The sequence below is a fragment of the Microbacterium sp. genome, assembly GCF_035687345.1.
Classification (GTDB): Bacteria; Actinomycetota; Actinomycetes; order Actinomycetales; family Microbacteriaceae; genus Microbacterium.
Window position 1 is genome coordinate 1 of sequence record NZ_DASRXZ010000096.1, and the last position, 8,865, is coordinate 8,865.

The 8,865-nt window shown below is 70.5% G+C and carries 8 protein-coding genes; 4 read left to right on the top strand and 4 right to left on the bottom strand.

What is annotated here, in order from left to right; all coding sequences use genetic code 11:
• Both VFF97_RS10975 and VFF97_RS10980 read right to left on the bottom strand, forming a co-directional pair.
• Window positions 1-583, bottom strand: a 583-nt coding sequence (locus VFF97_RS10975; RefSeq protein WP_325033541.1) for an MFS transporter, incomplete at its 3' end; no start/stop codon positions are given.
• A 6-nt stretch (window positions 584-589) separates the two neighbouring features.
• Entirely contained in the window at window positions 590-2,131 is a 1,542-nt protein-coding gene (locus tag VFF97_RS10980) for a GH1 family beta-glucosidase (protein WP_325033542.1), read from the bottom strand.
• Between the two features lie 296 nt (window positions 2,132-2,427).
• Between VFF97_RS10980 and ileS the strand changes: the two genes are divergently transcribed.
• Genes ileS through ndk form a run of 4 tightly spaced genes read left to right on the top strand, consistent with a single transcriptional unit; the run spans window position 2,428 to window position 8,057 of the window.
• A complete protein-coding gene (gene ileS / locus VFF97_RS10985; RefSeq protein ID WP_325033543.1) occupies window positions 2,428-5,859 on the top strand; it encodes an isoleucine--tRNA ligase in 3,432 nt (1,143 codons plus the stop codon).
• Window positions 5,856-7,214, top strand: coding sequence for a folylpolyglutamate synthase/dihydrofolate synthase family protein (locus VFF97_RS10990; protein ID WP_325033544.1), 1,359 nt, complete (start codon window positions 5,856-5,858; stop codon window positions 7,212-7,214). Before ileS ends, VFF97_RS10990 begins: the two co-directional genes overlap by 4 nt.
• On the top strand, window positions 7,211-7,639 hold the full coding sequence (locus VFF97_RS10995) for a DUF4233 domain-containing protein (RefSeq protein ID WP_325033545.1): 429 nt from the start codon (window positions 7,211-7,213) through the stop codon (window positions 7,637-7,639). The genes VFF97_RS10990 and VFF97_RS10995 overlap by 4 nt, the downstream gene beginning before the upstream one ends.
• Before the next feature lies 1 nt (window position 7,640).
• Window positions 7,641-8,057 (top strand): nucleoside-diphosphate kinase, encoded by a 417-nt coding sequence (gene ndk / locus VFF97_RS11000; protein ID WP_325033546.1) that lies wholly within the window; start codon window positions 7,641-7,643, stop codon window positions 8,055-8,057.
• A 25-nt stretch (window positions 8,058-8,082) separates the two neighbouring features.
• Here the strand turns inward: ndk and VFF97_RS11005 are convergent, their stop codons facing one another.
• Complete coding sequence (locus tag VFF97_RS11005; protein ID WP_325033547.1) at window positions 8,083-8,529, bottom strand: hypothetical protein; 447 nt, start codon at window positions 8,527-8,529, stop codon at window positions 8,083-8,085.
• Window positions 8,530-8,567: 38 nt separating this feature from the next.
• Window positions 8,568-8,865, bottom strand: a 298-nt coding sequence (locus tag VFF97_RS11010) for a vitamin K epoxide reductase family protein (RefSeq protein ID WP_325033548.1), incomplete at its 5' end; no start/stop codon positions are given.

The window sequence follows — 8,865 nt, forward strand, 5'->3', positions numbered from 1 at the left end:
ACTCCACGAGCTGGTCGGTCGGAAGCACGAGGGTCATGACGATGAACAGCGCCGCCGACAGGATCGATCCGACGGGGGAGCCGAGCTGCGGCACGGCGGCGTAGAACGCGCGCTTCACCGGGTTCGCGTGCTCGGTCGCGAGGAGGATCGACCCGCCCCATTCGCCGCCGAGCGACAGGCCCTGCGCGATGCGGAGGATCACGAGGAACACCGCGCCGAACCAGCCCGCCTGCGCGTACGTCGGCAGCACGCCGATGAGGCCGGTCGCGACGCCCATGATGCCGATCGTCCACAGGAGCGTCGCGCGACGGCCGAGGCGGTCGCCCATGTGGCCGAAGATCACTGCCCCGATCGGCCGCACGACGAACGCGAGGGCGACGGTCGAGAACGCGAGGAGGGTGCCGCCGAACTCGCCGAGCGGCTCGAAGAAAAGGGGTCCGACGAAGAACGCCGAGAAGTACGCGAAGACGTAGAAGTCGAACGACTCGAGGGACGTGCCGACCATCGAGGCCCAGGCCACGCGGCGGACGGAGGAGGAACCGGATGATCCGGATGCCGCAGGGGCGGCGTCTGCTGTTGTCACGAGCGTCTATCCTGCCACCGCTCGAGGGTTGATGGATCCGATCCAGGAAGTGTGTTTCGCGGGCGGCACCGCGTTCGCCGCGATGACGTCGGCGTAGAAGCCCGCGCTTCGCTTCGGCATCCGCTCCTGCGTCTCGAAGTCGACCGCGACGATGCCCCACCGCTGCGTGTAACCCTCGGCCCATTCGAAGTTGTCGAGGAGCGACCACGCGTAGTACCCCTCGAGCGGCACGCCGTCGGAGATCGCGCGCGCCGCCTGCTGGAAGTGCGTGCGGAAGAACTCGAGGCGCTCGGGGTCGTCGACCGTCACCGCGGGCGACCGGTCCGGGATGCCGTTCTCGGTGATCAGCAGCGGGATCGCGGGGTAGTCCGCCGCGAGCCGCGTGAGCAGGTCGTACAGGCCCTCGGGCAGCACCTGCTGCCACGGCGCCGCTGACGTCGGAGCGACCTGCGTCTCGCGCCCGCCGGGGTTGACGCCCGTCACGCCGTAGTACTGCACCGCGAGGAAGTCGAGGGGAGCCGCGATCGTCTCGAGGTCACCGGACTTCTGCAGCCCGGTGAAGGTCACCGGGTCGGCGGGCAGCTGTCCGGCCTCGCCGCCCACGGCGTCGTCCGGATACGTGCCGAGGAGGACGGGATCGAGGAACAGCCGGTTCTCGCGTGCGTCGACGCGCACCGCCGCCTCGGGCTGGGCGGGGTCGGTCGGATACACCGGGATGAGGTTCAGCGCGATGCCGATGCGCCCCGCCGCGCCGCTCAAGCGGAACCGTTCGACGGCGCGCCCGTGGGCGAGCAGCTGGTGGTGCACGGCCGCCGCCGCGACGTCGGATGAGCGCAGACCCGGGGCATGCGCACCGTACCAATGGCCCACGTACGCGTGGGTCTTGGGCTCGTTGAGCGTCATCCAGTCGGCGTCGACGTCGCCGAACGCCTCGAAGCACGCCGTGGCGTACTCGGCGAACAGGTCCGCCGTCTCGCGTCGGATCCATCCGCCTGCGTCCTGCACCCATTGCGGCAGGTCCCAGTGGAACAGCGTGATGGCGGGGCGGATGCCGCGTCCGGCGAGCGCGTCGATGACGCGCCGATAGTGGTCGACGCCGCGCGAGTCGATCGTGCCCGTGCTCGTCGGCACGACGCGCGACCACGAGATCGAGAACCGGTAGGCGCCGAGGCCGAGACTCGCCATGAGGTCGGCGTCCTCCTCGTATCGCCGGTACTGATCGGCGGCGGGCTCACCGGTGGACCCGTCCCGGATCGTCCCGGCACGTGCGGCGAACGTGTCCCACACGGATGGCGTGCGCCCGTCCGCCGCGAGCGACCCCTCGACCTGGAAGGCGCTCGTGGCCGCTCCCCACGTGAAGCCGGTGGGGAAGCGCATCGGCTCCGAGGGCGGGCTCCACGGTGTGGGGCTGGGCGCCGCCGTCGGGGTGGGGACGGGTGGCGCATCCGCCGTGCACGCCGCAAGGGCGGCCGCCACCGCGCCGGCGCCCGCTGCCGTCAGCAGCGTGCGCCGGGTGATCACGGCGCGGGGGAACGGGGTGTCTGGCATCGTCGCCTCAGCTCGGGGCCGTCAGGGGAAGCCTACGACGATCGTCGAGCCGGTAAGATCGATGGAAACGACGTCGATCCGGCCATCACCGGGGAGTCTTCGGAAGAACGCGCCGGGTCCTGTGGCTCGGCGTCAGTAGAACCGAACGGGTCAGGCCCGTCACAGCCGCAGTGAGAGGGGGCCCAGGTCTCGGGCGAGCGCACTTCGCGCACGAGACCTCGAGGTCAAGCAGGGTGGTACCGCGGTCCGCGAGGGTCGTCCCGGCAGACGAGCATTCGAGCACCTGCTGGAGAGAAATGACCTATCCCCGCCCTTCGACAAGCTCAGGGACCGGATCGACAAGCTCAGGGACCGGATCCGCATTCGGCCCCGCCGCCGATGCGACGCCGCCCGCCGTCGTGCCCAGTCCGCGCTTCCCCGAGATCGAGCTCGAGGTGCTCGAGTTCTGGAAGAACGACGACACGTTCCGCGCGTCGATCGCGCAGCGCGAGGGCGCTCCCGAGTGGGTCTTCTACGACGGCCCGCCGTTCGCGAACGGCCTGCCGCACTACGGGCACCTGCTGACCGGCTACGCGAAAGACCTCTTCCCGCGGTTCCAGACGATGCGCGGCCACAAGGTCGACCGCGTGTTCGGGTGGGACACGCACGGTCTTCCCGCCGAGCTCGAGGCGATGAAGCAGCTCGACATCACCGAGAAGCAGCAGATCGAGGAGATGGGCATCGCGGCCTTCAACGCGAAGGCCCGTGAATCGGTGCTCGAGTACACGCGCGAGTGGGAGGACTACGTCACCCGCCAGGCACGCTGGGTCGACTTCGAACGCGGCTACAAGACGCTCGACACGACCTACATGGAGTCGGTGCTGTGGGCGTTCAAGACGCTTTACGACAAGGGCCTCGCGTACGAGGGGTACCGCGTGCTGCCGTACTGCTGGCGCGACGAGACGCCGCTGTCGAGCCATGAGCTGCGCATGGACGACGACGTGTACAAGATGCGCCAGGACCCGTCCGTGACGGTCACCTTCCCGCTCGTCGGCGCGAAGGCCGAGGCGCTCGGCCTCACCGGCGTGCGGGCGCTCGCGTGGACGACGACCCCCTGGACGCTGCCGACCAACCTCGCGCTGGCCGTCGGTCCCGACATCCGCTATGTCGTCCTTCCCGGCGGCCCGAACGGCGCGTCGGATGTCCCGGCGGGCGATGACCGCGAGAGCGCCGTCGCGCACCGGTACCTCCTCGCGGAGGAACTTCTGGGCGGCTACGCGAAGGACCTCGGCTACGAGTCGCCCGATGCGGCGCGCGAGGCGATCGAGCGCGTGGTGCTCGGCTCCGAGCTCGACGGGGTCTCCTACGACCGGCTGTTCGACTACTACGCGGATGCCGAGACCTGGGGCACCGAGAACGCGTGGCGCATCATCGCCGACGACTACGTGACGACCAGCGACGGCACCGGCATCGTGCACCAGGCGCCCGCGTACGGTGAGGACGACCAGCGCGTGGCCGACGCGGCGGGGATCCCGACGATCCTGTCGCTCGACGACGGCGGGCGCTTCCTGCCGCACGTGACGGATGTCGCGGGCGAGCTGTGGATGGACGCCAACACGCCGCTCGTGCGCCTGCTGCGCCAGAACGGGCGGCTGCTGCGCCTCGCGAGCTACGAGCACTCGTACCCGCACTGCTGGCGCTGCCGCAACCCGCTCATCTACAAGGCGGTCTCGAGCTGGTTCGTGCGCGTGACCGCGATCAAGGAGCGCCTGCTCGAGAACAACGAGCAGATCATGTGGGTGCCCGAGAACGTCAAGCACGGGCAGTTCGGCAAGTGGCTCGAGGGCGCGCGCGACTGGTCGATCAGCCGCAACCGCTACTGGGGCTCGCCGATCCCGGTGTGGAAGAGCGACGACCCGGAGTACCCGCGCGTCGACGTGTACGGGTCGCTCGAGGAGCTCGAGCGCGACTTCGGCGCGCTGCCGCGCAACGAGGCGGGCGAGATCGACCTGCACCGCCCGTTCGTCGACGAGCTCACGCGCCCGAACCCAGACGACCCGACGGGTCGCAGCACGATGCGTCGCATCGAGGACGTGTTCGACGTGTGGTTCGACTCGGGATCGATGCCGTATGCGCAGGTGCACTACCCGTTCGAGAACCGTGAGTGGTTCGAGACGCATTCGCCGGCGGACTTCATCGTCGAGTACATCGGCCAGACGCGCGGCTGGTTCTATGTCATGCACGTGCTGTCGACCGCGCTGTTCGACCGGCCCGCGTTCACGGGCGTGTCGTGCCACGGCATCGTGCTCGGCAGCGACGGGCAGAAGATGTCGAAGTCGCTGCGCAACTACCCCGACGTGAGCGAGGTCTTCGATCGCGACGGCTCCGACGCGATGCGCTGGTTCCTTATGGCGAGCTCGGTGCTGCGCGGCGGCAACCTCATCGTCACGGAGGAGGGCATCCGCGCCGGCGTGCGCGAGTTCCTTCTGCCGCTGTGGAACGCGTGGTACTTCTTCGCGACGTACGCGAACGCGGCGAGCGGCCCTTCGACGGGCTCAGGGACCGGAAGCGGGGGCTACGAGGCGTCGTGGCGCACCGACTCCACCGACGTGCTCGACCGGTACATCCTCGCGCTCACGGGCGACCTCGTGCGCGGTGTCGCCGCCGACCTGGAGGTTCTCGACTCGACGCTCGCGGCGGCGAAGCTGCGCGACTTCGCCGAGGTGCTGACGAACTGGTACATCCGGCGTTCGCGCGACCGGTTCTGGATGGGCGTGTCGGAGGATCCGGCGAGCCGCGAGGCGTTCGACACCCTCTACACGGTGCTCGAGACGCTCACGCGTGTGGCCGCGCCGCTCATCCCCCTCATCTCCGAGCGCGTGTGGCAGGGGCTCACCGGCGGACGCAGCGTGCACCTGCAGGACTGGCCGGATGCCGAGCAGTTCCCGGCCGCCGACGACATCCGCTCCGCGATGGACACCGTCCGCGAGGTGTCGAGCGTCGCGAATGCGCTCCGCAAGAAGGAGGGCAAGCGCGTGCGCCTGCCGCTCGCGAAGCTGACGGTGGCGGTGACGGATGCCGCGTCCCTCGCCCAGTTCGAGGACATCCTGCGCGACGAGCTCAACGTGAAGGCGGTCGAGCTCGTGCCGCTCACCGAGACTCTCGCCGAGGAGTACGGCATCAGCCGGCGCCTCACGGTCAACGCACGCGCCGCGGGCCCGCGCCTGGGCAAGCAGGTGCAGCATGTCATCGCCGGTGCGAAGGCGGGCGTGTGGGAGGAGCGCGACGGCGTCGTGGTCGTCGACGGCATCGCCCTCGAGCCCGGCGAGTACGACCTCGCGCTCGAGGCCGGGGGAGTCGGCGAAGGCACGGCGATCGCGCTGCTGCCTTCCGGTGGCTTCGTCCTGCTCGACACGACCACGACGCCCGAGCTCGAGGCCGAGGGCCTCGCGCGCGACGTCATCCGCGCCGTGCAGGACACGCGCAAGGCCGCCGGCTTCGAGGTGAGCGACCGCATCCGCCTCGAGCTCGCGTTCGACGACGTCGACGACCGCGTCGCGGTCGAGACCGCGTTCGATGTCGCGAACGTGGCCGGCGAGACGCTCGCCGTCGAGCACTCGCTCTACGGCCCGCGGGGGAGCCGCCCCCAGAAGCCCGCGCCGGACCACGTCGCCGAGTTCGCGGCCGGAACATTCGCGAACCGCGGCGCGTTCGAGGTCGCGGTGACGAAGGTGGAGGCATCCGCATGACGGAAAAGGATCGGCGCCGCGCCGATCGCGTCTACGAGGCCCTCCTGCAGCGGCAGGGGGAGCGATGGGTGCAGCCGCGCGTCGAGCGCACCCGTCGCGTGCTGGAGCTCCTCGACGACCCGCAGAAGACGTATCGCGTCGTCCACGTGACGGGCACGAACGGCAAGACCTCGACCAGCCGCATGATCGAGAGCCTCGTGCGCGCGCACGGCCTGCGCACGGGCATGTTCACGAGCCCGCATCTCGAGCGCTTCACCGAGCGCATCATGATCGACGGCGAGCCGGTGTCGGATGCCGCGATCGCCGACGCGTGGGACGAGGTCGAGCCCATCGTCGACATCGTCGACTCCGAGCTCGCGGCCGCGGGCGACGCGCCGCTCACGTTCTTCGAGCTGCTGACGGTGCTCGCGTTCGTGGCATGCGCCGACGCCCCCGTCGACGTGCTCGTTCTCGAGGTCGGCATGGGCGGGTCGTGGGACTCGACCAACACGGCCGACGGAGACGTCGCGGTGATCGCGCCGATCGACCTCGACCACGCCGACCGCCTCGGCGACACCATCCAGGAGATCACGGGCGTCAAGGCCGGGATCATCAAGGACGGCGCATCCGTCGTCTCGGCTCATCAGGATCCCGCGGCGGCCGCCGTGCTGCGCGAGGTCGCCGCGCGGCGGGGAGCGTCGATCGCGTTCGAGGGCGAGGAGTTCGCGCTCACCGACGACCGTCTCGCGGTCGGCGGGCAGCTCATCACCGTGCGCGGCCTCGCGGCGACGTACGAAGAGGAGTACCTGCCTCTCTACGGCCGGCACCAGGGCCGCAACGCGGCGCTCGCGATCGCCGCGGTCGAGTCGCTCATCGGAGCGGGGTCGATCGCGATCGCCGGCGACGTGCTGGCCGAGGGACTCGGGCAGGTCACCTCTCCCGGACGCCTCCAGCTCGTCGGCGCAGACCCCACGGTGATCGTCGACGCGGCGCACAACCCGCACGGGGCGCGCTCGCTGGTCGCGGCCCTGCGCGAGGCGTTCGACTTCGACGAGTGGGGCGTCGTGCTGGGCGTCCTGTCGGACAAGGACGCCGCGGGCATCGTCGCCGAGCTCGCTCCGCTCGCGGCGCACGTCTTCGCGACGTCGCCCGACTCCGAGCGAGCGAACGACGCCGATGCGATCGCCGACCTCGTGGAGGCGGCGGGCGTGAGCGTCACGGTGCACCCGGAGCTCGCGGACGCGGCCGAGGAGGCGCGCCGGTGGGCCGCGGCATCCGATCGCCGTGCCGTCGTCATCGCAGGTTCTGTCGTGCTCGCGGGCGAAGCGCTCACGCTCTCGACCGTCGAGGACTGGAAGTCCGGGTGGGAGGCGTGAGCGCCCGACGCGAACGCCGACCGCGCGGAGCCGCCGAGTCGCTCGGGGCGATCGTCCTCGGGTTCGAGTCCGTCGTCGTGTTCCTCGGCGGGCTTGTCGTATACGGCCTCAAGGCTCTCCCGTCGGGCGTCGAGCCGTGGTGGGGCATCGTCGCGGGCGCGACCCTCGCGGTGCTCATGATCGCCACCGCGGGCCTGCTGCGCCACCGCTGGGCGATCGCGCTCGGGTGGCTGTGGCAGCTCGTGCTCGCCGCCGGCGCGATCCTGCTTCCGGCGCTCCTGATCGTCGCGCTCATTTTCGGTGCGATGTGGGGGTATGCCACGATCAAGGGGGCGGCGCTCGACCGCCGCAACGCGCGACTGGCCGCCGACGCGGGCGGTGTCGCCGACGTCCCCCACGAGACCGACAGGGCGAACGGAGACTGACATGCCCACCGAAGAGACCCTCGTCCTTGTGAAGCCCGATGCCGTGGCACGCGGCCTCACCGGCGCCATCCTCGCCCGCATCGAGGCGAAGGGCTACGCGCTCGTCGACATCAAGCTCGTCGAGCCCGACCGCGACCGCCTCGAGGCGCACTACGCCGAGCACGAGGGCAAGCCGTTCTACGAGCCGCTGCTCGAGTTCATGATGTCGGGACCGTCGGTGGCCATCCGCCTCGCGGGCAACCGCGTCATCGAGGGCTTCCGCTCGCTCGCGGGCACGACCGACCCGACGACCGCCGCACCGGGCACGATCCGCGGCGACTACGGTCGCGATTGGGGCCTCCAGGTGCAGCAGAACCTCGTGCACGGCTCGGACTCGCCCGAGTCGGCCGCGCGCGAGCTCGCGATCTGGTTCCGCTGAGGGCAGGAGCGAGACGGATGCCGCGCTACGGCGCCGCGACCGTGAACCGCACCTCCGCCGACGCGCAGGACGCTCCGTCGGGGCACTCCTGCGAGTCCCAGAAGTTCGCGATCCACGCGATCGCGGTGCCGGGGTGGATCGTCGGCGGCACCGTGATCGACACCTCGAACGATCCGTCCGGAGCGGGCTCGACGCGCGCCTGCGCGAGCGGGATGCGCTCGCCGTCGGGCTGGATGCGCACGAACCACTCGGTGCCCTCAGGCGCGGGGCACGCCCTCGTGGTCGCGACCGTCACGATGCGCCCCGGTTTCGGGTTCTCGGGCGACACGCTCAGCTCGGGCACGCACACGGAGGAGGGCGGACTCGACGTAGACACGCATCCCGGCAGCGAGAGCGCGGCGAGGGCGATCGCCGCGAACGCCAACCCGGTTGCGGCGGTGCGGGGGTGGGGCATCCGCTTCGTGACACGCATGAGGCGACGCTACGACTCCACGCCGACAACCGGAAGCGTCAGAACAGCGAGCCGAGCACGTCGAGGCGCAGCTGGGCGATGACGGCGACGATCGCGTAGCTCACGACCGCGAGCAGGGGCGTCCAGCCCATGAGCACATCTGCTCCGCGGCGGATCGACGCCGGTGCGGGCAGGATCCCTGCGCGCAGCACATGGAGCGTCACGACGTAGAACGACGGGATCGTCACGACCCACGTGACCATGCACCACGGGCACAGCGTTCCGATCACGAAGATGCTCTGCGCGATGAGCCAGATGACGAACACGAACGCGAACGTCATGCCGAGCTCGAACAGC

Excerpts from the sequence above, each read along its gene's own strand:
- VFF97_RS10980 (WP_325033542.1), bottom strand. The coding sequence starts at position 2,131 with ATGCCAGACACCCCGTTCCCCCGCGCCGTGATCACCCGGCGCACGCTG.
- ileS (WP_325033543.1), top strand. The coding sequence starts at position 2,428 with ATGACCTATCCCCGCCCTTCGACAAGCTCAGGGACCGGATCGACAAGC.
- VFF97_RS10990 (WP_325033544.1), top strand. The coding sequence starts at position 5,856 with ATGACGGAAAAGGATCGGCGCCGCGCCGATCGCGTCTACGAGGCCCTC.
- ndk (WP_325033546.1), top strand. The coding sequence starts at position 7,641 with ATGCCCACCGAAGAGACCCTCGTCCTTGTGAAGCCCGATGCCGTGGCA.
- VFF97_RS11005 (WP_325033547.1), bottom strand. The coding sequence starts at position 8,529 with ATGCGTGTCACGAAGCGGATGCCCCACCCCCGCACCGCCGCAACCGGG.